This window comes from Bacillus sp. FJAT-49711 (genome assembly GCF_018343715.1).
Lineage (GTDB): Bacteria > Bacillota > Bacilli > Bacillales > Bacillaceae_C > Lederbergia.
In genome coordinates, this window is sequence record NZ_JAGYPL010000003.1 from 97,351 (window position 1) to 120,820 (window position 23,470).

Sequence of the window (23,470 nt, forward strand, 5' to 3'; positions counted from 1 at the left end):
CTCATCGTGTTTTCCAAAGGCTTCTGAAGTTTATACGTCGATGGACCGAACGCTTACGCCTTTCTTACTAACGCATCATATTTTTTCGCTTCGGGATACAGACCCGCCATTCCACCATAAAGTGAGTAGAAAAAACTATCGGGAGCATCTAGTGAAAAAGATAAATATTGTTTCGGATCCATTCCGAGCATTTTCTCAAATAACTTCGCACTGTCATACGCATAAAAACAAAAATACGTATATTCGAATTCAGGCATTTTTTCAAAAGTTGTTACGATATCATGTGCATATTCTTCAATGTTTGAAGCTGCTTCTTGAACCATTGAAATCGCGTCTTCAATCGATACAACAATTTTTATCGTTTTTTCATCAATAATTTCTACGTTTGCCATGGCAACCGACCTCCCGGCAATTATAGTCTTTCTATTTTAATTTGAAATGTCTCCGGTCCTCGTTCAATGTATTCCCAATCAAATTCGCCAGGGAACATAGATTCAAATTGAAAATGTAAAGGGACTGGATCATGGTCGTTAACAATAAGCATCGCTTCCGAAGGAGTTAGCTTTTTAAACGTTTCGAAAATCACCTTATGCTTTAAGTGTGGTGGATATTCTGTAACCTTGACTGTTTCTGTTATAGTTGACATTTTTCATTCCTCCTATGATCATTGTTTACATTCTTTAGTTTAGACGGGAATGGAATAAGTTACTGTGATTTACGTCACATAATTGAAAACAATTCTCAATAGGGGATGTGTTCGTCTTTTGGGCTCGATTCTGTAATCGTAGGGCTTTGCCATGTTCATCGTAAATTAGTCTATTATTCTCGACTAAAGCCAGTAGCTTCGTTTTTTCATCGAGAATTAACCTCTTATTCTCGACTAAAACCAGTAGCTCCTTTTTTCATCGAGAATTAACCTCTTATTCTCGACTAAACCCAGCAGCTCTGTTTTTTCATCGAGAATTAACCTTTTATTCTCGACTAAAACCAGCAGCTCCGTTTTTTTATCGAGAATTAACCTCTTATTCTCGACTAAAACCAGTAGCTCCTTTTTTTCATCGAGAATTAACCTCTTATTCTCGACTAAACCCAGCAGCTCTGTTTTTTCATCGAGAATCCCTTATGAGGTCATTCGCAACATCCCGTATAAGTTCTTCACAGAGCAGTTAAATATTCAAAAGTTTCCATCGCTGCTTTTTTCCCATGCTGAATGCAATCTGGGATCCCAACTCCATCGTAGCCAGCACCGCATAAATAGATGCCTGGCCTATTAATTTCTAATTGATTTCTTATTATCTTTAGCTGTTCTTTATGCCCGACGGGATATTGAGGCATGGAATCAAAGCAGCGGGTAATTTCAGTAAAGTATGGCTTCGCCGTGATTCCCATCATATCGTGTAAATCCTTGCTTACAGCAGAAAGCAGCTCTTGGTCCGATAGTTTCAACCATTCCTGGGAACCGGCTCGTCCGACAAATACTCTAAAAAGAACATTTCCAGAAGGTGTGGTATGAAGCCACTTTGATGATAGCCATGTACATGCGGTCATCGTCCTTCCTTCTTTACGAGGAACAAGAAAACCAGAACCATTTAGTGGAAAAGCAACATCTTCTTTTTTGAAGGCCAAAACTATATTTGCAACTGATACATACGGTATTTCCTCTAGCCATTTCACATTAGGAAGTTCTGGCAAAAGCCTCGCTGCCTTTGATGTTGGCATTGCCAAAACTAAACCATCTGCTTGGAGTTCTGTACCATTTTCAAGAATTAGCTTATATCCCTTTTCACATTTCGTTAATTTTTCTATTTCTTGACCTTTCAGAATCTCAATCGGGTGTAAAGCTTCTACGAGGCGATCGATTAATGTAGATAACCCATTTTTATAACTGAGAAACATACTTTTCTTAGCTGCTTCAGGCAAACCTGTTATAGGCTGCGGCGAATGACGACTAGTTACGATTCCTTTTATTAAACTGCGATGTTTTTCCTCCATTAACTTAAATTGAGGAAACGTCGAATCTATACTAAGGAATCGTGCATCACCGGAATAAATGCCGGAGAGAAGGGGCTCTGTAATATTTTCTAATACTTCCTTCCCAAGTCTCCGTTCAATAAAATGCCCTAGTGATTCGTCGCCGCCTTCTTTTCTTTTTGGTAAAACTAAATCCATCGCTGCGCGAATTTTTCCAAGCGGTGATATTAAACCCGTTTTAATAAAAGGAAAGACCTTTGTGGGGATTCCAAAAACTAAACCTGGCGGCATTGGATGAAGTTTTCCTTTATTCAAAATAAAAGTAGACTTCGCTTTTGGGTTTGTTCCCACCAATTCATCTTCAAGGCCCAATTCTTTTGTAAGCTCTATGATTGGCTGCTTCCTTGCTAGAAAGGAATCTGGGCCTTTTTCGATAATGAATCCATCGTGATGGAGTGTTTGAATTTTGCCCCCTAGGCGATCACTTTTTTCTACAATAGTAATATCTACAGGAATTTGCTGCTCCTCAAATATTTTCTTCGTGTAAAATGCAGCACTTAACCCCGTGATACCCCCGCCTACAATGACAACTTTTTTTCGCAAATTCTCCATATTAGACACATCCTTCATGGCTGTTATGAGATTTCCAAGCCTTTGGGATATAGGAACAATATGGTTCACTTTCTAAATAGTCACCCGTAACGGCATATGCTCTTGCTCTGGAGCCTCCGCAAATTTCCTTAAATTCGCAAACGCCGCATTTCCCTTTTAATAATGACTTGTCGCGTAATTGCTTCATGACAGGAGAGTTGCGATAAATATCGATTAACGATTGTTCCCTGACATTCCCGCAAACAACTGGAAGAAATCCACTCGGATACACATCACCAATATGACTAATGAAAACGAAGCCATCTCCATCATTTACACTTTTATGTGCACGCCCCAGGAAATCAGGCCGCTTTAATTCCGTATTAGACAAACCTAAACGCTCTTTCTCTTGCATAAATACTCTTCGATAATGTGGAGCTTCAGTTGTTTTTACTCCAAATGGCATTTTTTGCTGTACTTGATACAACCATTTCATGACCTCCTCATGCTTTTCGGGAGTAATGATATCTTTTTGCATTCCTCTTCCTGTTGGTACGAGGAAAAACAAGCTCCACAACACCGCTCCCATTTCTTTAACCTTTTCAGCAATCGCTTCTAGATCATGAAGATTATAATTAGATACAGTCGTATTCACTTGAATAGGAATTTGAAGTTCTTTTAAATATTCAATCCCTCTCATCGTCATATCGTAGGAACCTCTCGTTCCTCTAAAATGATCGTGAATTTCTGCACAAGAACCATCAAGACTGAAAGCCCATCTCGACAATCCAACCTCTTTTGCTTTCTCAATCGCCTTTTTCGTTACTCTTGGCGTAGCACTAGGTGTCATGGAAACAGGCAATTTTTTCTCCTCAATCGCATATTTAGCTAATTCATATAAATCTGGACGCATCAAAGGATCTCCACCAGTAAAAACAAATAAAGGGCGATCCATTTTTGCGATATCATCAATTAACCTTTTGCCTTCTTCAAAGGAAAGCTGCCGAGGATCTGCTTTATATTGCGCTTCTGCACGGCAGTGTAAGCATTTCAAAGCACAAGCTCTTGTCACTTCCCAAATAACGATAAAAGGATTTTCGTTATAATCTCTTTCATTCAATAAAGGTATCATATATAGATCTCCTTTCTTGCGGATAAAACCGCTAAACATAGGCTACTAAAAAAATAGTAATCATTCTGTGAGGAAAATCACACAAACCTATATTTTTATTTAGGAGATTTAATAACGAAATACCTTAAACAATTCCGCTATGTAGATCATAACGCAACCTACAGCAAGGATTTGTCCTAAAACTGCAACGATCGTTAATTGAAAAATAAATCCAAAAATAAGTGTCGAAATGCCAAATAAATACACGCAAAGTTCCCAAGTCATGCGATCCCCTGGCAACATTTCATACAAAAGCACAGCGGTTTTTCGATCTTCTTTCGTCCGATAACGATATGGCCACCATAAAAAAGGAATAATTTTATACAAATAACTTAAGATGGATGCTGAGAACCACCCTAAAATAAGTATAATGATAAATTCCTCCTGCATTCGCTCTATTAAATTTGAAACTAAAAATAAAAAGTAGATGATGGGAATGAGATAAAAAGCGACCCTAACTGTTCCAATCGGCAATCTCCCTCTTCTGTATTTGCGAACTTGAAACATATATAGTACAAACCAGCCTAAAGCAACGATCATGATAAATTTCCCGACAATGGCGAGCCAATTAAATGAAAGCCAAAATGAGAAGACGTGTAACCATAAGCCGATATGAAAAAGCCCGACGATCCAATAAGACGATGTAGTTGCTTTTTTTGTCGACACATAAAACATTGGAAGCAGCTTGAAACTATATACCATAATTAATCCAGACAACCAACCGGCAATCCCCATCCACAAATGACTTTTAAAAACAGCCTCGTATTTTTCAATAATCATACCGTATCCATAACCAAGGCCCATCATCGTTCCAAGGAAAATCGTCATTAAGAAAGCCGCAAGCGAAAGACATACCCCAAAAACAAATACATTCCATATCCTTTTTCGAATAAATGTCATACAGAGATTAAAAACGTAAAGAAGTCCCCCAATAACAATGAAGCATCCTCCTAAAACAACGAGTTTCATATTGATAAAAAAGCCGCTCACTAGTCCAAGGAATCCTACGAGATAAAAGAAAAAATGGATATACCCAATCGCTCTGCTATACAGTGAGGTTACCAAAACAATTTGCGTAATTTGGTAGCTTGCCCCCATCGCAACCATTGTTGCCCATCCCAACAAAAAAATGTGGGCTAAAAACCATCCTTTTGGATTTCGAAATGATTCTAACTGAATAAGATCAGGTATAAACCAGACGGTTGCAATCATCCCAATAACAAAGAGCGCCATGCCGGTCGAAAAAAAAGAAAAGGTTAACTTTAAAATATGTAAATGTGGTGGAATTTTCCTTGTTTTTGAAATCATTTCCTCACCTCTCTATCAGTTTTTCTGATTACGTTTAACATGTCAAATCAAAAGTAAATGTGAGTTCTATCACAGTATTTCTAAAAAAAGAAATGTAAAGTTAAATAAAAATAAGAAAGAGGCGATTCAAGTGGTTATAAAAATGGATAAACAACCAGTTTATGAATATATGGAAGAACTTTGTGCTGCTTTATTAGAGCAAGAGGCATACACAGATTTGAAGGATATGATTAATCATTTTTACGAAGATGAGAATGCCATTAAGCAATACGAGCATTTTAAAGAGAAGCAGGGATATCTCTACGACAAAGAGCAACAAGGGATTGAATTAACTGAAGAAGAAATTAGTGATTATAACGAGGAAGAGCTTGAACTATTTAACAATGATCGTATCCGCCAATTCTTATATGCGCAGAGAGAATTTAATGATCTCCAAAGTATCATTAACCAATATTTTCAAAAGACAGTTGAACTTGGCACACTTCCGAAACGAAGGGAAATAAAAAAAGGGGGCTGCGGATGCGGTGGAAGCTGCGGCGGCCATTAATTTATACAATAACAAAAAACGGTATGCTTTAGCTGCCGTTTTTTGTTGTTCATAAAGTCTTACTGGAAAAAAGAGAAAAAATACATAAGCTGCGTTATAATTAAAAAGAGAATATAAGGAAGTTGGGATTTAATGAAAAAAAACAATACGACTGCATCTCTAAAAAATGTTTCTCTGTTTCATGATTTAACCCAACTGGAAATTGAGAAAGTAGAAGAAATTACAATTTCTCGATTTCTATCGAAGAAATCCATTGTCTTTTCTGAAGGCAGTGAGAAGGAAGCCGTATATTTTATTAAACAAGGTTTAGTAAAAACATATAAAACAGATGAAAATGGGCATGAACAAATTGTTTCTTTTTTAAAGGCTGGCGACATGTTTCCCCACACCGGATTTTTCAATCAAAACCCATATCCCGCAACAGCTGAAACAATTGTAGATACAGAGCTTCTAGCAATCCCACTGCAAATGTTCGAACACTTAATGATGAATACTCCTTCAATCGGCATTAAAATGATGCGTGTTATGGGAGACATTATTATGGAGCTTCAGCAAAGGCTACAAGTGTTGTCTGGAAAAGATGTTAAACAAAGAGCACTCTCCTTTCTTCTAAAACTTGCTGAGCAGCATGGAATTGAGAAGAATGAAAATACGATTATTATCAATGTACCCATGACTCACCAAGAATTTGCCAATTCAGTCGGCACGACAAGAGAAACGATCAATCGACTTTTAAACCAGCTTGGGAAAGACGATATTTTGAAAGTGGATCGAAACCGTATTGTCATAACAGATGTTGAAGCATTGAAGGAACAAATGGAATTCAAATAATCAATAAAGAGGAATGAATTTTTCATTCCCCTCTTCTGGACGATAGACCTGCATTATGCGGGACTATCGTTTTTTTTCGATTTTTCCATTGAATTGAGAACACTCATATTGCGATTTAAAGGAATTTACCGGTGAATTTGGGAACCATTAACTCGATTGGTGACCTTCGCAAGAGTTTTAACAACATCTTTGGAAACCATTAGCTCGATTCGTGATCTTCGTAAGAATTTTAACAATAACTTCGGAAACCATTAGTTCGATTGGTGACCTTCGCAAGAGTTTTAACAACAACTTTGGGTACCATTTGCTCGATTGGTGACCTTCGCAAGAGTTTTAACAACATCTTTGGAAACCATTAACTCGATTGGTGACCTTCGCAAGAGTTTTAACATCAACTTTGGAAACCATTTGCTCGATTCGTGACCTCCGCAAGAGTTTTAACATCAACTTTGGATACCATTAACTCGATTGGTGACCTTCGCAAGAGTTTTAACATCAACTTTGGAAACCATTTGCTCGATTGGTGACCTTCGCAAGAGTTTTAACAACATCTTTGGAAACCATTTGCTCGATTGGTGACCTTCGCAAGAGTTTTAACAACATCTTTGGAAACCATTAACCCCATTCGTGACCTCCGCAAGAATTTTATTAGTGACTATAGGCACGTGTGGCAACCTTCGTTTCGGTTTACTTCGCTTCGGTTCATTAAAATGTGATGTGAGTCACAATATGATTTATATTAATCTGTTAAAGTAACCTCTATTAGGAAAACTAAATTTTCTGCATATTTCCCTTAGGAGTGATGACAGACAATGTATGGGGCGCAAATATTAATACAATCTTTAATAGAACAAGAGGTCGATACTATTTTTGGATATCCTGGTGGTGCAGTGTTGCCAATCTATGATGCTTTATTTGACTGCAATAATATTAATCACATTCTTGTAAGGCATGAACAAGCTGCCGTCCATGCAGCTGATGGATATGCGCGAGTAACAGGGAAACCAGGGGTAGCCCTTGTAACAAGTGGTCCCGGCGCGACCAATGCCGTAACGGGTATTGCCACTGCCTATATGGATTCCGTTCCGATGGTTATTATGACAGGTCAAGTTTCTACGAATTTACTCGGCTTAGATAGCTTTCAAGAAGTCGATATTTATGGGATGACGATGAATATAACAAAACATAATTATATGGTTATGGACATCGCTGATCTTCCACGGATTATAAAGGATGCTTTCCATATTGCAAATACGGGGCGTCCCGGTCCGGTTCTTATTGATTTTCCAAAAAATATTATGACAAATAAAATGGATTTAGCTTTGGATGAACTAAAAGGCCCCATTCACATACAAGGATATGAACCGTGCACATCCATTTCCTATAGAGAATTCGATGAAATTGTGGAAAAAATAGAAAGTGCACACAGTCCAGTGCTCGTAGCAGGGGGCGGTTGTTTAGCGGGGGATGGCCCATCCTTATTATTTGAACTGGCGACTCGGTGCGATATTCCAGTAACCTCCACTTTAATGGGCATTGGGTCCTTTCCAGTCGATCATCCATTGTATTTAGGGATGGTTGGAATGCATGGAACTGTTGCTGCTAATCGCGCTGTCCAAGGCGCTGACGTTTTAATTTGCTTAGGAATGCGGTTTAGTGATCGAGTAACAGGAAATAAAAAGTCATTCTCACCTAAGTCATTTAAGATTCAAGTAGATATCGATCCTGCAGAACTAAACAAAAATGTCCATGTTGACCTAGCCGTTTCAGGTGCTGTAGATGATGCACTGCGTGGAATTCTGCTACGTGTCCCTCCAAATAAACATTTAGCATGGCACGAAAAACTGGATGGCTGGTCCAAACAGGCACCTTCTTTTAAATATAAAAAAGACAATTCCTTAACACCACAAGAAGTGATCCACTATATCGATGCTGCAACGGCCGAAAATGCAATCATTTCTACTGACGTAGGGCAGCATCAAATATGGACTGCACATCATTACACTTTTACAAAACCTCGCTCCTTTTTAACTTCAGGTGGCCTTGGAACGATGGGATATGGATTTCCAGCGGCCATAGGAGCAGCAGTTGCTAATCCCGATCGTCAAGTAGTTTGCATTAGTGGGGATGGAAGTTTTCAAATGAATATGCAAGAAATTATGACGGCTGTAGACTTAAGGATAAATGTAAAGGTTGCGATTCTCAAAAATGGCTACCTTGGAATGGTGAGACAATGGCAGCAATTGTTTTTAAACAATAGATATTCTGCGGTCCGAATTAGTTCACCTGACTTCGCTTCATTAGCGAAATCCTTTGGAGCACATGGGTTTACAGCAAGAACAATCGATGAGGCACGTAATATTATTGATCTTGCTATTAATACAGAGGGTCCGGTTATCATGGAATTCTATGTAAATGAAGAAGCAAATGTATACCCAATTGTCCCGCCAGGTGCAAGTAATCAAGATATGATAGAGGATTGAAAAGTCGCATGCATGTAACTTTTTATCTTTATACATATGAAGGCTGTTCCATGTAAGGAACAGTCTCATTTTCAATGACAGGTTTATCTTTTATTAATGCATCCCTAACCTTTTAAACTGTTTCATAAAGAGATATGTAGATTAACAGTTACTGAAATATAACGGTTCGATGATGAGGTTTCAGTTGAAAGAAATTACTACACCCGTATCTACAGTAGTGACATCAACTGAACGTGAATTTACTATGACAAGCCTTTGCTGGTTTGTCTGCATGATTTGAGCCCGTTCAAATAGCCCTTGAGTAACTTTTTCAGCAAGTGCACTATCAGCGATAAAGAAATTTACCACAATTGCAATGGCTGATTGCAAGGAAACTGCTGCTTGCAGGTCAGTAGTGCTTACTGTAATATCACAGGAATCCAGGATCTCAATCGTTTCGCTGGATGATTGTTCAGTTTTTGATACCAGGCCAGCTTTATTAAGAATAGGCTCTCCACCTCTTGGATTACAAGGATGCTTTGTTTCTTCAAGTGCCTTCCAAATTAATTCTGGTTTTGGTTTTGGTTTCTTTCCCATTTTACTAGCCCCCTCTCTGCACTATTAAATGCAAATGATGCATTTTCGTTTGGATAACCCCCGGTGAAAAGGTACATTTTAGTTCTTTTTAAAAAGCCGTTCTCTCAAGGGGCTTTCTAGCTGTACAGTAGGTTGATCCTTTTCAGCAACCGTTTTTTATTTGTTTATCGAGATATCCTTCTACTTTTTCCTTTAATTTATTTGCTGTTGTTTTGAGTTTTTCTCGTTGTTCCTCTGAAAGTCTTCCCTAAGTCATCCTTATCTAACTTATCCTTCGACAACAGATCGGCTATAAACACAAGTATATTTGATGGTTGTATAGTTCTTTTCGATTCTTATTAGCAAAATGGTTTCCCTTACGACTGTTACTATATATATTCAAGAAAAAAAGGAGGGAAAGGGCATACAACATAACTAAAAAATTTTTAAGTGGTGAGGGACTAGGTTAAATAGACTCCAAAGCATTATTTGTTCTTAACATCATTTTTTCATGAAACGGTCTAACTAGATTTATCTATTAACAAGTCAATGTGAGATTGCCCGTATATATCAGGATTAATTAATTTATAGATAGTACCTTTTTTGAAAAAAGGCGGAATGGCAATCATTGTCCCTTCTTTTTCTTTGCAAATATATTGATGCTGAAACTAATTATTATGGATAAGTGAGCATTAATTCGTTCAGTCAATGATAGTAGACAATTTAAAATATGCTTAAGGCAAGAATATCATTTCTTACACCATTTTCTTTGAACTTACTATAAATAATATTAAGAAATTAAAATATGACAGAGATTATGAAAAGATTCGGCTTTTAAAGCTTGAAAAAGGTGGTGATGTATGTGGGAATATATGATCTTTTTAATCTAGCTGGTAAAACAGCTATTGTTACAGGCGGCGGAAAGGGGTTAGGTGCAGAAATGGCTAGTGCACTTGCCAAAGCTGGAGCAAATGTTGTTGTAGGTTCAAGAGATTTAGAAGCGTGTCAAATAGTCGCTGACCAGTTAAAAAAATGTGGTGTAGGCTCTCTAGCTTTTAAATGCGATGTAACTAACCAAGAAGAAATAGAAAATGTAGTCAGAGAAACGAGCAGGGAGTTTGGAAACATAGATATTTTAATTAACAATAGTGGAACATCGTGGATTGGGCCAGCCTTAGAGTTGCCTAAAGACAAATGGGACAGGGTCATGGATGTCAATGTAAAGGGAGTATTTCTTTTTAGTCAGGCCGTAGCAAAGAAAATGATAAAACAAGGCAGCGGAAAAATTATTAATATCTCCTCTGTTACTGGATTTGGCGGCACACAACCGGAATTATTAGATACGATAGCCTACAATACGAGTAAAGGTGCCGTTATGATATTCACAAAGGATTTGGCCGTTAAATTAGCACGTTATAATATTCAAGTAAATTCCATCGCACCCGGATTCTTTCCTACTAAAATGAGTCAAAAAGTAATAGATAAATCTACCTCATCTATTCTACGTCAAATACCGTCAAGAAGATTGGGAAAAGTGGAGGACTTACACGGGGCGGCTGTCTTCTTAGCCTCGAGAGCATCAGATTATATGATAGGACATGTTTTAGTGATAGATGGAGGAATAAGTAGTTTAGTCTAGTATGAAAGGAGAAAGGGATGTGGTGAATAAAGAGCGAGTGGAACTCTATAAGGCAATAAAAATAACGAGCTCTATAGTTGAGCAAGAAGTAAATAATTGGATTAAAGATCAGATTAATCACAAGAAAGTTGTTCAAGGAACAAATATAGCCGGCAAGTACTATGTTCATGTAATGAAATGTGTTCAAAATAGTATGGGGCATTTGTTCTCTCATTTAAATATGCCCTCAAAAAAAGAAGTTACTAATATAGGGAAAATGGTGTTACAAGTGGAAGAGAAAATAGATAAGGTGGAAGATCAGGTGATTTCACTTCAGCAAAAAGTGGAGAGGTTAAAAAAATAGGTAGGACACTACTTATTTTTATAATAAAGGAGATGGAATAACCTGTGAAGAAAAAGAATGATCATCTAAATAGCTTGAAATCAGGAACAACTGATTTTGAAATTGCAAATATAAATGTAACGAAAGAATATTTAAGGTGGAAAGGTTTTTTCAGCCATTGGACAGACAATGAATTAATATTAATGCAACAACATACACAAAGGGAGGCAATTTGGAAGAAAAACAAGGCTACATTATGGCACTATCCTACCTCACAGAAGAAATATAAAACTCCATTATTTTTAATCTATTCCCTCGTTAACCAACCATTTATACTAGATTTATTATCTGGTGAGAGTGTTATACAATCATTTGTTGAAAATGGCTTTGATGTTTATCTAATGGATTTTGGAATTCCTAGAGATGAGGATAGTGATATCACTGTCGATCATTATATTGTAGATTACATCCAGCGAGGGGTAATTAGGGCACTTCATCATTCTAAAGCTAAAAAAATAAGTATTGTTGGCTATTGTCTTGGGGGAACTTTTGCAGCGGTATATACGGCAATAAGTAACGAACCGATCGAAAATTTAATCTTAATGGTTACTCCTATTGATTTTCAGTATTTTCCTTCGTATAACCAATGGGTTAAAGCGATAAGAACAGGTTCTTTAAATGTAGATGATTTTATCGATGCTTATGGAATCATCCCGGCGGAATTTGTAAAGTTTGGGGTAAGATTACTTACATCACCAGTTTATGTAAGCCAGTACCTATCTTTATTAAATCGATCTTATGATCCAAACTATGTACTTAGGTGGAGACTTTTTAATAAGTGGACAAACGAACATATTCCGTTTGCTGGGGGTGCAATGAAACAATTAATCAATGATTTTGTTAAGGATAATAAGTTGATCAAAGGGGAACTTATGGTACGTGATAAAAAGGTTGATTTAAGAGATATTAAGGCTAACCTTCTCGTGGTTTCCTCCAATTTAGATTATCTTGTCCCTAAAGAACAAAGCATGCCTATTCTAGACCTCGTTTCAAGTCAGGATAAATCGTATAAACTTCTACAAGGCGGTCACACTACTTTAAATGTAAAAGATAACAAACTTCCAGATTATCTGGAAGAATGGTTGCCTCAACGTGCAGATCCACTTTGATCATAGTAATTGAAAAACTATTACAATCCACTAAACTCACTCATATTAGCAGTGAATAAAGGAGTTAATCTCTCAAGAGGGAAAATAATGAAAGATAGGAGAGAATTATATGTATATACTTTATTCAAGTAAGTGGATAAATATGGATCCATATATCGATTATTTAGGATTTGCTAGCCTTGTTTATCGCGATTTTTTCATAAATCAACAACAATGATACAATGTTCTAATCTCTACTCCATTTCCATCAGCGGATTGGAGTTTTTCTAATATATTAATATTTTTCTAACATTTAGCGCTAACTTTTTAAGCTTTATTTCACCGTGCACATTCCCCTTATTTCCAGCTTTCCTTTTTAACTATATTTGCCAAGTTAGGGCTATTTAGGGGCAGGGGAGATCCTGCAGGCGCCTAGGCCCTAAGGAAACTCCCGTATCGCCCGTGGAAAGCAAACACCTGCAGCGGAAAACCACATTCCCGGTCAACAAAGCTAAAACATAAAAAAGGGCTTCCCAAAAGGAAATGATCATGACTTTTGGGACACCCTCTCGATTATTATTATTCTACAATTAATTTTCCAACCATATCAGTATGACCGGCACCGCAGAAAATAGAACACTCATATTTAAACTCTCCTGCCTTATCTGCTACAAAGGAAATCGTTTTGTCTCCTTGAACTTCTTTGTTATACCCATCAAATTTCACTGCATGGTTTCCTTCCGAGTTTTTAAGTGTTACTTTTACAGTATCGCCTTTGTTTACTTTGATTTCTTTTAAATCAAATTCAAAGTTTGTTGCATCTATCGTAAATTCTTTTACCTCTCCATTGCCTTCTGCACCACTATCTTTACTTCCACAAGCACCTAATAATAGGGCGGATAAAATCACTAAACAGAAAGCAAACATCATTTTTTTCATAACATTGACTCCTCCTTAAACTTTTATAATTTAAGTTTAGAAGGAAAATGGCACTCTAACTATGATTTAAATCACACTTAGAAGGAAATGTTAACAACATAACTTAATAGTGGAAATTCCCTTTAACCCCTTGGTATTATTGGGGTTAGCTACTAATAAAGCTATAAAATGCAGCCTTGTTCACAAAATTGTTATAAAAAAACGCAAGGCGAAGGAAGACTAAAGGCGCAATGTCCTGTTGAAGGATCACGCAGCAACGTCCTTCCTGTCGCTTCGGCTGCACTAGTCATCCATGTACGTCGCAATGCCTTCCTGACCGCATCCTGCAGGTATCCGACAAGCAAATGTTCTGAGGCGAAAAAAGTCCCTATTTTGACTTTATTGCAGCTGTTTTATGACCTTTAGGGGCTGGCGACTGCAGCTAGACAAAAAAGTCCCAAAAGTATCACTCTTTGGGACAAACGTTCTAATTATCTTTTTTCGGTATAAATGGCCACCAATTTGCTTTCCCAAGCATGTTGATCAGGACTGGGACAAATAATGGCAATATGATCAACGCATAAAATAACAATCCACTTAATACAAGCGTCGCGATTTGCAGCATCGACAAGACGCCTGATGGCAGCATAGCTGCAAAAGTGCCTGCTAAAATAACGGCTGCACTCATAATGACAGTACCCATATTTTTCATCGCTAACATGATGCCTGTCTTCACATCTAATTCCTTATATTCTGAGAAACGATCCATCAAGAATATCGAGTAATCAACCCCAAGAGCAATCAAGATCACGAATCCAAAGAATGGTGTAACCCAGTTGATTCCAGGATAGCCTAGAATATTTACGAAAATGACTTCTGTCATCGCAATGGAAGAATAATAAGTTAATAGAAGCGATGCAATAATATAAATCGGCATAACGAGAGATCTGAGTAAAATAATCAGGATAAGAACAATCCCAATCATCATGAACGTAACTGTTTTCGTATAATCAGAATTGGACATTGCCTCAAGATCGTGATTTATACTCGTAACCCCGCCTATCCCTATATTTGCTTGCTCGAGTTTAGTATTTTTCGTTGCATCTTTCACCGCTTTTTCAACTTCCGATATCATCTCCATCGATTGTTTTGCATATGGATTTGAATCAAGCACAACATCCATCGTCGTCATTTTACCGTCTTTTGACATATACGTATCGAATACTCTTTGAAACTCTTCGTCTTCTAAAAGTTCATCAGGTATATAAATACCGGACTGTTGCAAGTCTGTATCTCTAGCTAAATCAGCTAAATAACTCTCCGCTTCCCCAAATCCGTCTTCAATTTTACCAAGTCCTTCGCTGCTTTGAGAAAGACCATCACTTAATTCATCCAGCTGACCCCCCATATCGCCGAAGCCTGTTTTTAACTGTTCCTGTCCTTTTGCAATATCACCAAGACCAGATGTAATCGAAGGGATTTGTTTGACAACTTGATGCTGTCCATTTGTTGCTTGGCCTAAGCCAGATTCAAGCTTCTCCAAACCATTTGCAATCTCATTTAAACCTTTAGAAAATTCACCTAATCCGCCACCGATTTTGCTTAAATTTGTATTGGCTTCTTTCAGTCCGTCATTCACCTTTTGTAATTCTGCATTCAATGCTGAAACTGTTCCACCTGCAATGGCAACTTGCTTCGTTGCATCACCTATGATGGATTGGATTTCACCTAGATTCGGATCCTGGGCTATTTCCGGATGATTTTGAACGAGCTTCGTGAACGGTTCTTCAAGTGACATCAATTTACTTTGTGCCTCTTGCAATGTAGAAGGTACTTTTTCGTATTCACTAATTAGCTTCGCAAGACCCCCTTGAGCCTGTTCATAGCCCTCCAATAATTTTACAGTGCCAGCCTGAAGCTCACGAGCTTTTTTACTAGCTTCCGAAGCTCCTTTTTTCAAATCGCCTGCACCTGTTTTCCCCTGACGAATTCCATTTTCAATGGAGCTTAATGCAGTTTGCAGTTCCCCGACACCTGACTGCAACTTTTTCGTTCCATCATTTAGCTCGCCAATCCCTGACGTTGCTTTTTCAATTTCAGGCTTAGAATCTTTAATGGATGTTGCCGCTTCATTGAGACCATCTTTAATTGTCGCGATCCCTTCAGTTCCTTCTCCAATTCCTTTCCCGAGTTGGTCCGCCTGATTCTTTACATATAGTTCATCAATTTTATCACCTGTTGGGCGCGTAACACTGCGTACTTTATTTACGTGGTCCAGGTTTTCTAATCTATTACTAATCGATTCAATTAAAGTGACATACTCTTTCGTCTTCATCGAATCATCGTTTTCAAGCACCACTTGAATCGGCATAATTTCCCCTGGACCGAAATTTTCTGCGACGAGATTAAAGCCTTTTACAGAATCATAATCATCGCCAATTTCATCAAGTGAATTAAAGGATAGATCCCCATCATAGCTAATAAGAAGAGGCACGGTAAACATCGCAACTATTCCAAGTGCAATGAGCGGCCTTGTAATAGCGAGATTTCCCATCCTTCCCCAAAGGCCGCTTTCAGAATGGGAAATATTCTTTTTAACTGGCCAGAAAAGGGCTGTTTTCAATGTAGCCATAAAAAATGGAACGATCGTAAAGAGTGCTATCATTAAGACGAAAACACCAACTGCAACACCAACTGCTGATTGATAAAGTTTAAAAGTAGCAAAGCCGATGGATGCAAATCCAATCATGACTGCTAATGCACTGAAAATAACCGTTTTCCCAGCAGTTTTATAAGTGGTGACAATGGCAGACTGAATATCCTGACCATTCGAAAGTTCTTCTTTATAACGGCTAAGCAGTAAAATACAATAGTCGGTGCCAATACCGAATAAAACCGCCACCATGAAGGTTTGCGTAAAATTAGAAACCGGAAAATTAAGTGTATCCACTAAAAATGCGACAACCGCTTGGCTTACCAAATACGTCATTCCTACTGTAAGGAGTGGAATGAATGGAGCCACAGCTGAGCGGAACACAAGTAAGAGGATTACCATGATAAAGATGACAGTAATCACTTCCGTCTTGGCCAGACCCTTTTCAGAACTGATGATGACATCCTCCGTAATTAACGCATTCCCGGTCAAATAAGTGTCCACATCTTTTGTGGCAACAGCCTTATCCAGTTGATCTCTTACATCCCTTATTTCTTTATCGCCCATTTTCACATCTAGCAAAGCGATGATCGTGTTCCCATCTTTTGAAACGAGTTGATCCTTAAGGGCTTCATCATTAAAATGTGTCGTAACATTACTTATCCCTAGTTTTGATTTATCCTTTTCTAGGGTTTTCATTGTCGTTTCTATTTCAGAAAGCTGCGACTCGGAAAATTTTTTATTATTGTGAAAAACAGCGATAAAGGCACTCGTCCCTTTTTCCTTTGTAGAATGCTTTTCAATAATTTCTGAAGCGATCGTAGATGGATAGCCATCCGCAACTTCAAGCTGGCCTTTATCTCTGATCAATTGAGCCATATTGGGAGAATTCACCATAAGGACGATTGCTGAAATAATCCAAATCGCAAGTATCGCCCATCTAAATCTTAATACCGATCTCATTCTTCTTCCCCCTTGTAGTTCTCTATATAGTCAGCTATTTTCACATATACATTAAGAAAACTTTCCATCTCATCTTCCGGTATTTTTTTTACGATGGCCTCTACAAATTCATTCACTTTACTTTCAATAGACTTATAAAGTTCTGCGCCTTCTTTTGTCAGGCTCAAGTAAATATTTCTGCGGTCTTTCTCATCCCTTTTCCGCTCAACTAATCCCCTTTTAACAAGTTTATCCACTCTCACCGTAATCGCACTTTTATGTACAAGCTGCTTTTCTGCAAGCTCAGAAGCACGGACCGGTCCTTTCATGTAAAGCAAGCGCACTAGTGAAAACTGCTCTAGCGACAGTTCTTCCATTAATTGTACTGACATTAATGTTGAAATACTCTTCGTTCCGTGCATGAAAATATCCATGTAACGATCGAATATAAGTTGGACTCTCTCTTTATTCAAATTAGTTCACCTCATCAATAGTTGACCCATTAAACTATATAACAATACATATGTAGGGTCAATGGCGAAAATGTGAAAAATGAACAAAAGTGCAAGCTCCTGATTAGCGACGATCAGGCCTACTGGACGTCGCGATTTTGTCGACGTTCCTTTTCCAGACTCAGACTTGTAATAAAGAAAATACGGCGAGTTAAGAAAAGCGGAGGTGCACGAAGAGTTTGGAAGACTAAGAGAGCAACGTCCTGTCGCTTCGCCTGCACGAAACATATCCATGTACTTCTCAACGCTGTCCTGTCCTGCATCCTGGGACAATAGAACTTTTGACCTTGAGGGGGCTGCTATCGGCCTGTATCTGGGTATAAAAGAAGATCTGATAATGGCTTATAGTAAGTATAAAGCGAAAGTTTGCTAGGAACTGGAGCTAAGCGGAAGCTTCTTCCTAGAAATTTATTCATTAAGTTTCCAATTTATAATTTCCTCAAAATCGAGTAGGAGGGAGTGATTAACCCCCGACCTCTCACACCACCGTACATACCGTTCGGTATACGGCGGTTCAACTAAGATTGGTGACGCAAAGTTTCGTAACGAGATAATAGACTTTTGAGCCCTTGGGAATTCCAGTAGGAGTTTCCAAGGGTTCTGTGTAGTATCGGACTTTTGGAGATTCTCCAATAACTTCTACGTGAGTTTCCCCATTCATAAGCCTTTCCTTTCGGAACGCCAAGTCTAATGAGGTTCCTCACCTTCGTGCTTGGTTTCTTCCAATTCTTCCACATACACATCCGAAGTCTTCTTCTAATCCATGAATCAAACTCCCTGAATACACTTGGCGTATCTGCCAGGGCGAAGTATCCGCACCATCCCATTAGATATTGGTTTAGTTTCTCTATTCGATATTCCATGGGATAAGGTTTCTTTCTTGAGGTAATTTCTCGGATTTTATTCTTCATCCGTTTCACGCTTTCTTTGGCAATCCGAACTTTGGGTTCTTTATGAAAGGTAAAACTGAATCCAAGAAATTTCCTCTTCCAAGGACGGTCTACAGCTGACTTTTTCAAATTAACTTTCAGCTTAAGCTTTCCTTCTATAAACAAGGTGATGGAATCCATCACCCGGTTTCCTGCTTTCATTGTTTTCACATAGATATTAGCATCATCGGCGTATCGTACAAATTTGTGACCTCTTTCCTCTAACTTCTTGTCAAATTCGTCAAGGACAATGTTAGAGAGTAAAGGACTGAGAGGTCCTCCTTGTGGAGTTCCTTCCTCACTGGTTGTCACAATGCCATTTATCATGATTCCCGATTCTAGATATTTACGGATTAACTTAAGCAGGCGTTTATCTTCGATTCGTTTCGCTAGTGTCCCCATTAATTTGTCATGGTTTACTCTGTCGAAGAACTTCTCCAAGTCGATATCAACCACCCAACGATAACCTTCCTGTATATAACCTTTTGCTTTCCTAACCGCATCATGGGCGCTTCGACCTGGTCGAAATCCATAACTATGGTCTGAGAACATCGGGTCATATATAGTCGTTAAAACTTGGGCAATTGCTTGTTGAATGAGACGGTCTGTTACGGTAGGGATACCTAATAATCGCACCCCACCGTCAGGTTTCGGGATTTCGACCCTGCGGACGGGTTGCGGTGTATAGGTACCCTCAAGAAGTTCCATTTTCATGGATTCCCAGTGTTTCTTGATATGCTCTCGTAGGTTTTGTACGGACATCCCATCCACACCATGACTTCCTTTATTTCGTTCCACCCTTTTCAGGGCGGAAAGGAGGTTTTCCCGTGACAGTATTCGTTCCATTAACATTGGTTACGCCTCTTTCCGTGAACAACGATTCCACTTATGCCAGTTCTGCTCCACCATCTTGAAGTCCCCCATGGGATTCACCATATCCTCCTTCAAGCATGCCTTATCGGTTATCTGTGTTCATCGCAGGTTACTGAATGCCAAGATGTTGCTCTCTCTTAATTGTTCAGCCCTTCCCATTCTTCTCGAGTTCGAATGGTACTATGGCCTCTGCTGACTTCTGATTGTTCAGCTATCCATCACTGGATAGGTTACCAAGTGAACTTGGCGTTCCAATCAGACCTCCCCAGGTAAGAACGTAGTCTTTCCCTCCACCTATCTGCTTCATTTACTACATACAACCTTCGGCAGAAAGGGCTTTGTTCTGTACTGCAAACTCACCCAATCGTAAATAGCCTAATATGAAGTTCGTGTTCCTCAGACCGGAGGTTTGCCGCTCGCTTCCTTCAGATTCCACGTCACCGTGGACACCCTTGCGTTAAGCTAACTGCTACTTCTGCCTTCGCAGTTCGGGACTTGCACCCTATAGACTACGCCCATGCTGGGCGCACAATAAAAACAACCTTATCAAGATGATAAAGTTGTTTTTGTCTATAAATGATACGTTAAGCATGTACAAAAGTGATTGTTTAAAAATGTACAAATTCGATATTAAAACTGCATAATATTTCTGGGGTGAATATTATGCATTTACAATTAAACATAAACACAGATATTGAGATTAACAATCTTTTAGATTTACCAAAATTAAAAATGATTATGGAGAGTTTAAAGATGAAGATTAATAAAAGTAAATTGGCACGAGAGATGGGGGTGGATCGGCGGACAATTGAAAAATATCTTGAAGGTTATAAGCCGAAAAATTCCAGGGGGCGTAAATCTAATCTGGATCAGTATTATCAAACGATTTCCTTATTACTGTCTAAGGACTCTAAACAAATCTTTTATTATAAACGGGTCTTATGGCAATACCTAAAGGACAATCACGGTTTAAAGTGTGCTTCATCCACTTTTAGGGCGTACATATCAAGTAAACCGGAATTCCAAAAATACTTTGATTCCGGAAAACGAAAGAAATCCAATACTGAGGTCATTCGCTTTGAAACACCTCCAGCTGAACAGGCCCAACTGGATTGGAAAGAAAATATTCGATACATCACAAAAGATGGGGAAATTATTTATGTAAATGTTTGTGTACTCTTACTCTCTTATTCAAGGTTTCGAACCTTTCATCTTTCCCTTTCAAAGTCACAGAGCGTGCTATTATCCTTTCTTGTTGAGAGTTTTGAGGCTTTTGGGGGAGTACCGAAAACGATTGTGACGGATAATATGAAAACGATCATGGATGAATCTAGAACTGAATACTCAAAAGGGAAGGTGAATGAACGCTTTTATCAGTTTTCGAAGGATATGGGATTTGGGGTAAAGCCCTGTATAGCCGGAAGACCAAATACAAAGGCCAAGGTAGAAGCTCCAATGAAAATCATTGATGAAATTCATGCCTACCAAGGAAAATTTGATTATGAAGAACTCCATCAATTTGTACAGAATCTGTGTGATCGAATAAATCACAGTTATCATCAGGGAACAGGAAAAATACCAATACTAGCCTTTAAAAAAGAAAAAGATCTCTTATCCCCATTGCCAAATGTAAGAATAAGAGATTCCTATAAAATCGATCATATACTTGTAAAAGTAAATACTTCCAATATGATCACCTACAAGTCCAATCAGTATTCAGTTCCCGCTGGATACATAGGAAAAACCGTAGGTTTACAAGTATACGATAACCATATCTCTGTTTATTATAGCACGGATTTAATTGTCCAACATTCAATTAGCCCATTAAAAATCAATTATAAACAAGAACATTATGTAGAAACGTTGGCTAGGGGGCTTCCTCTTACAACGAACATTGAAGAACTAGCTAAGAAAAATCTTGAGGCAATTAATGAGGTGTATAAAAATGAATAGTAGTTATGCAAAACTAGTACATAATCTGGAGTATTTGAAGTTAAAGCAGATCATTACCCATCTTGATGAAACCATTGATTTTATGACCAATAATCAACTTTCCTTTGTGGATACATTGATAAAACTCACGGACTATGAAATTGATATGAAAGAAATTAACATGGTGAAGGCGATGGTGAAGGTTGGGGCTTTCCCTCACTTGAAAGAAATAAAAGATTTTGATTTTACTTTTCAACCTTCTATTAATAAGCAACAGATACTAGACTTTACAACCTTAAGATTTCTTGAGTCGCAAGAAAACATCGTTTTCTTAGGTCCTAGTGGCGTAGGAAAAACCCATTTGGCAACCGCTATTGGGATCGCAGCCGCCAAGAAAAGGACGAGTACTTATTTTATAAAATGTAATGACTTAATCATGAATTTGAAAAGGGCAAAACTTGAAAATAGGCTGGAAACCAGATTAAAACATTATGCCAAGTATAGGTTGCTTATCATCGATGAAATTGGCTATCTGCCAATTGATGCAGAAGATGCCAAGTTGTTTTTCCAGCTAATTGACATGAGATATGAAAAGAAAAGCACCATACTAACGACAAACGCCAATTTTAAAACATGGGGTGATATATTTCAGGATCCTAAGTTGGCCAATGCCATTTTGGACCGAGTCCTCCATCACGCAACAGTAGTAAATATTATTGGGGATTCTTATCGACTAAAAAATCACTTTGATAAGGAAAACGAAATGAATGAAAAAGGAGATAGACAGAATGAGTAGGTACACAGTGGAGGAAATTACTAAGTTTTTTCATTCTCATGAAGTAAAATGCCAAAGCAGTGACGTTCAAAAATGGATTAATAAAACAGGTGGCCCTAGTAACGATGAGGAACTTACGGATTGGGATATGTTTGATTTTAGTGAATGGTGGAGTTATCAAGGTACAGCATATGAAGATGGAATTGATGATAAAACAAAAATCGCAAGATTATTAGAGGAAATAGAAGATTTGAAACGTGAAAAGTACAAGCTAATGGATGAAATAAATACGCTTGAGCAACGATTAGATATTTTACCATTTTAGCTTTTTACCTCTAATTCGGGGCAAACACAATACTCAATAAGTCTTGCCCCGAAAAAACGAAAATGTACATTCTAAAACAGTCAAATATGTACATAATTTCATTGACATTTATATTTTTGTCATACTATCCTCGAATCAGCGGAATTAAATAACTGATAATAAACCAAAGAATTCCAAAAAAGATAATTAAATAAGCGGCGTATCTAATAAAAGTAGATGCGACCTTACTGGAATCCGACTTCCTTTCAGTCCTTTCGACTTCCTTATGCTCGTCCATTTTAACCTCTCCTTATTTAAAGGTTTGGTTATTGCAATACCCTTAAGCAAGAAAAGTAAAACAAAGCTTAAAAAGCGACCATCTTTTCCGCAGGATTTGTTCTTTTTCTTATTTTTTTCCCCGCAATTTCTTTATCAAAATAACCGATATTTAATACTCCAACGATTTTTTCACCAGGAGCAACTCCTATTGCATGACGGAATCTTGGATCGTGAATATGGTTTGGAGTCTTCCAGACCATCCCGATTTCTTGTTCCCATGCAAGAAGCTGGAGATTTTGAATCATACAGCTCGTAGCCGCAAAATCTTCTTCCCATACCTTTTGGCGTGGATCCTGATTCATAACTACGACTAAAAATGCCGGTACATTAATAAACTTTTTGCGAATTATTTCATGACGGCTCGGTTCATTACAATTTAAAACCTCTTCAATAAAGGCTTCCTTGCGATCACCAGAAATAAAAATATACCGCCACGGCTCCCGCACTCCATGAGTTGGAGCCCAAACGGCATCCTTTAATAAGGACAACACAAGTTCCTGACTAATTTCCTTATTGACGTACCCATTTTTCACAGATGTTCTTTCTCGGATAATGTCAGCTATCGACTTCACCGCCAGCATAGATGTCCTCCTTAAATAATAATGATAATCATTTTCACTTATCATATCATTCAAATTTAACTTTGCAAGTATTAAATACTTAAGCTTTTTTCTCATCTGCATTTCCGTAGCAAACTGCTCTGTCTGCGAAGACTTAAAGAGGAGGC

At 38.1% G+C, this 23,470-nt stretch carries 21 protein-coding genes and 1 pseudogene; 10 read left to right on the forward strand and 12 right to left on the reverse strand.

The genetic code is table 11. From position 1 onward, the window contains the following. Window positions 1–53: 53 nt before the first annotated feature. From KHA96_RS14510 to KHA96_RS14530, 5 genes are all read right to left on the reverse strand, one after another. The gene (locus KHA96_RS14510; protein ID WP_213130053.1) at window positions 54–392 is read right to left on the reverse strand and encodes a hypothetical protein; all 339 of its coding nucleotides are present in this window, start codon (window positions 390–392) and stop codon (window positions 54–56) included. A 20-nt stretch (window positions 393–412) separates the two neighbouring features. Then, window positions 413–646 carry a DUF2249 domain-containing protein gene (locus KHA96_RS14515; protein ID WP_213130054.1) on the reverse strand — a complete coding sequence of 78 codons (234 nt, stop codon included), beginning with the start codon at window positions 644–646 and terminating at the stop codon, window positions 413–415. A 509-nt stretch (window positions 647–1,155) separates the two neighbouring features. After that, window positions 1,156–2,583, reverse strand: coding sequence for a protoporphyrinogen oxidase (hemY, locus tag KHA96_RS14520; protein WP_213130055.1), 1,428 nt, complete (start codon window positions 2,581–2,583; stop codon window positions 1,156–1,158). A 1-nt stretch (window position 2,584) separates the two neighbouring features. Further along, window positions 2,585–3,694 carry a TIGR04053 family radical SAM/SPASM domain-containing protein gene (locus tag KHA96_RS14525; protein WP_213130056.1) on the reverse strand — a complete coding sequence of 370 codons (1,110 nt, stop codon included), beginning with the start codon at window positions 3,692–3,694 and terminating at the stop codon, window positions 2,585–2,587. 108 nt (window positions 3,695–3,802) lie between these two features. Then, on the reverse strand, window positions 3,803–5,041 hold the full coding sequence (locus tag KHA96_RS14530; protein ID WP_213130057.1) for a hypothetical protein: 1,239 nt from the start codon (window positions 5,039–5,041) through the stop codon (window positions 3,803–3,805). Window positions 5,042–5,183: 142 nt separating this feature from the next. On the opposite strand from KHA96_RS14530, the gene KHA96_RS14535 reads away from it, so the two are divergent. The 3 genes from KHA96_RS14535 (at window position 5,184) to ilvB (ending at window position 8,902) form a co-directional block, all read left to right on the forward strand. After that, window positions 5,184–5,588 carry a YlbF/YmcA family competence regulator gene (locus KHA96_RS14535; protein WP_213130058.1) on the forward strand — a complete coding sequence of 135 codons (405 nt, stop codon included), beginning with the start codon at window positions 5,184–5,186 and terminating at the stop codon, window positions 5,586–5,588. 132 nt (window positions 5,589–5,720) lie between these two features. Further along, entirely contained in the window at window positions 5,721–6,419 is a 699-nt protein-coding gene (locus KHA96_RS14540; RefSeq protein WP_213130059.1) for a Crp/Fnr family transcriptional regulator, read from the forward strand. An 812-nt stretch (window positions 6,420–7,231) separates the two neighbouring features. Next, the gene (gene ilvB / locus KHA96_RS14545; protein WP_213130060.1) at window positions 7,232–8,902 is read left to right on the forward strand and encodes a biosynthetic-type acetolactate synthase large subunit; all 1,671 of its coding nucleotides are present in this window, start codon (window positions 7,232–7,234) and stop codon (window positions 8,900–8,902) included. Between the two features lie 180 nt (window positions 8,903–9,082). Here the strand turns inward: ilvB and KHA96_RS14550 are convergent, their stop codons facing one another. Then, a complete protein-coding gene (locus KHA96_RS14550; RefSeq protein WP_213130061.1) occupies window positions 9,083–9,478 on the reverse strand; it encodes a spore coat protein in 396 nt (131 codons plus the stop codon). A gap of 841 nt (window positions 9,479–10,319) precedes the next feature. On the opposite strand from KHA96_RS14550, the gene KHA96_RS14555 reads away from it, so the two are divergent. The 4 genes and pseudogenes from KHA96_RS14555 to KHA96_RS23090 all read left to right on the forward strand — a co-directional run. Further along, window positions 10,320–11,096 carry an SDR family oxidoreductase gene (locus tag KHA96_RS14555; protein ID WP_213130062.1) on the forward strand — a complete coding sequence of 259 codons (777 nt, stop codon included), beginning with the start codon at window positions 10,320–10,322 and terminating at the stop codon, window positions 11,094–11,096. 19 nt (window positions 11,097–11,115) lie between these two features. Further along, on the forward strand, window positions 11,116–11,439 hold the full coding sequence (locus tag KHA96_RS14560; protein WP_213130063.1) for a hypothetical protein: 324 nt from the start codon (window positions 11,116–11,118) through the stop codon (window positions 11,437–11,439). 44 nt (window positions 11,440–11,483) lie between these two features. Next, the gene (locus KHA96_RS14565; RefSeq protein WP_349305765.1) at window positions 11,484–12,587 is read left to right on the forward strand and encodes an alpha/beta fold hydrolase; all 1,104 of its coding nucleotides are present in this window, start codon (window positions 11,484–11,486) and stop codon (window positions 12,585–12,587) included. Between the two features lie 273 nt (window positions 12,588–12,860). Next, window positions 12,861–12,962: pseudogene (locus KHA96_RS23090) on the forward strand (cytochrome c biogenesis protein CcdA); the annotation flags it as partial. Between the two features lie 183 nt (window positions 12,963–13,145). Here the strand turns inward: KHA96_RS23090 and KHA96_RS14570 are convergent. From KHA96_RS14570 to ltrA, 4 genes are all read right to left on the reverse strand, one after another. Then, a complete protein-coding gene (locus tag KHA96_RS14570) occupies window positions 13,146–13,505 on the reverse strand; it encodes a cupredoxin domain-containing protein (protein ID WP_213130064.1) in 360 nt (119 codons plus the stop codon). Window positions 13,506–13,971: 466 nt separating this feature from the next. Continuing rightward, the gene (locus KHA96_RS14575) at window positions 13,972–17,100 is read right to left on the reverse strand and encodes an MMPL family transporter (RefSeq protein WP_213130065.1); all 3,129 of its coding nucleotides are present in this window, start codon (window positions 17,098–17,100) and stop codon (window positions 13,972–13,974) included. Beyond that, a complete protein-coding gene (locus KHA96_RS14580) occupies window positions 17,097–17,552 on the reverse strand; it encodes a MarR family winged helix-turn-helix transcriptional regulator (RefSeq protein WP_213130066.1) in 456 nt (151 codons plus the stop codon). The genes KHA96_RS14575 and KHA96_RS14580 overlap by 4 nt, the downstream gene beginning before the upstream one ends. 557 nt (window positions 17,553–18,109) lie before the next feature. Next, window positions 18,110–19,372: a group II intron reverse transcriptase/maturase gene (gene ltrA / locus KHA96_RS14585; protein WP_213127439.1), complete on the reverse strand. Its 1,263-nt coding sequence runs from the start codon at window positions 19,370–19,372 to the stop codon at window positions 18,110–18,112. A 684-nt stretch (window positions 19,373–20,056) separates the two neighbouring features. Here ltrA and istA point away from each other — a divergent pair. Genes istA through KHA96_RS14600 form a run of 3 tightly spaced genes read left to right on the forward strand, consistent with a single transcriptional unit; the run spans window position 20,057 to window position 22,425 of the window. Further along, window positions 20,057–21,346, forward strand: coding sequence for an IS21 family transposase (istA, locus tag KHA96_RS14590; protein ID WP_213130067.1), 1,290 nt, complete (start codon window positions 20,057–20,059; stop codon window positions 21,344–21,346). Further along, window positions 21,339–22,121, forward strand: a complete 783-nt coding sequence (gene istB / locus KHA96_RS14595; protein WP_213130068.1) for an IS21-like element helper ATPase IstB — start codon at window positions 21,339–21,341, stop codon at window positions 22,119–22,121. Before istA ends, istB begins: the two co-directional genes overlap by 8 nt. Beyond that, window positions 22,114–22,425 (forward strand): hypothetical protein, encoded by a 312-nt coding sequence (locus tag KHA96_RS14600; RefSeq protein ID WP_213130069.1) that lies wholly within the window; start codon window positions 22,114–22,116, stop codon window positions 22,423–22,425. Before istB ends, KHA96_RS14600 begins: the two co-directional genes overlap by 8 nt. Window positions 22,426–22,549: 124 nt before the next feature. Here KHA96_RS14600 and KHA96_RS14605 read toward each other — a convergent pair whose 3' ends face one another. Continuing rightward, window positions 22,550–22,702: a hypothetical protein gene (locus KHA96_RS14605; RefSeq protein ID WP_213130070.1), complete on the reverse strand. Its 153-nt coding sequence runs from the start codon at window positions 22,700–22,702 to the stop codon at window positions 22,550–22,552. A 67-nt stretch (window positions 22,703–22,769) separates the two neighbouring features. Beyond that, a complete protein-coding gene (locus KHA96_RS14610) occupies window positions 22,770–23,420 on the reverse strand; it encodes a nitroreductase family protein (protein WP_349305766.1) in 651 nt (216 codons plus the stop codon). Between the last annotated feature and the right edge of the window lie 50 nt (window positions 23,421–23,470).